Origin of the sequence: Pseudomonas brassicae, from assembly GCF_010671725.1 — a bacterium.
Taxonomy (GTDB): Bacteria; Pseudomonadota; Gammaproteobacteria; order Pseudomonadales; family Pseudomonadaceae; genus Aquipseudomonas; species Aquipseudomonas brassicae.
On sequence record NZ_JAAHBU010000529.1, the window covers coordinates 1 to 730 of the forward strand.

Consider the following 730-nt stretch of genomic DNA (forward strand, 5'->3'; position numbering starts at 1 on the left):
CCCACATCAGCACATGGTGCTGCGAGCGCTCTAGCCAGCGCATTGCAGCCTCTACACCGGCCCCGACGTCGACGCTGTCGCGGCGGCGATGCTGGCCGGGCTACGACCCAGTGCGCGCCAGGCCGCGGCGGGCGCGGCCAATGCCGCACGGGCACTGCCGAACGCCTGCAGCAACTGGTGGAAACCCTTGGGCCCGATGTCGGGAAGACGGTGCAGGCGCAAGCGCGCCTCGAGCTCGGCCGCAGGGCAGGCCGCTGAAGAGGTGGAAAGCATCGGATCATCCTTGACCGGTGACGAGTTAACCACCTGCAACAACCTGTGGATAACTCTGTTGATAATACTTTGACAACTTGCCCCGAACAGGTAGCTGTCGATCACCCTTGCAACCCTAGCCGACCTTGAGAAAGGTGCCGAATGCGCCGAATACCTTTATTATGTGCATTCATGTTTGTAACTCATCGCACAGTGCAGCTCATACGCTTATGGCCATCTTGAACATCCTCGAATTCCCGGACCCGCGCCTGCGCACCCTCGCCAAACCGGTGACGGAAGTGGACGACAGCATCCGCCAGTTGATCGATGACATGTTTGAAACCATGTACGAAGCCCCTGGCATCGGCCTGGCCGCGACCCAGATCAACGTGCACAAGCGCGTGGTGGTCATGGACCTGAGCGAAGACCGCAGCGAACCGCGCGTCTTCATCAATCCCGAGCTGGAAATGCTCACCGA

At 60.7% G+C, this 730-nt stretch carries 2 protein-coding genes; one reads left to right on the forward strand and one right to left on the reverse strand.

Translation table 11 applies throughout. The annotated features are described in order from the left end of the window. Positions 1-51: 51 nt before the first annotated feature. The gene (locus tag G3436_RS25640; protein WP_163951005.1) at positions 52-273 is read right to left on the reverse strand and encodes a hypothetical protein; all 222 of its coding nucleotides are present in this window, start codon (positions 271-273) and stop codon (positions 52-54) included. Between the two features lie 209 nt (positions 274-482). Here G3436_RS25640 and G3436_RS25645 point away from each other — a divergent pair. Further along, the coding region (locus G3436_RS25645) for a peptide deformylase (protein ID WP_178116608.1) at positions 483-730 on the forward strand (248 nt) is incomplete at its 3' end.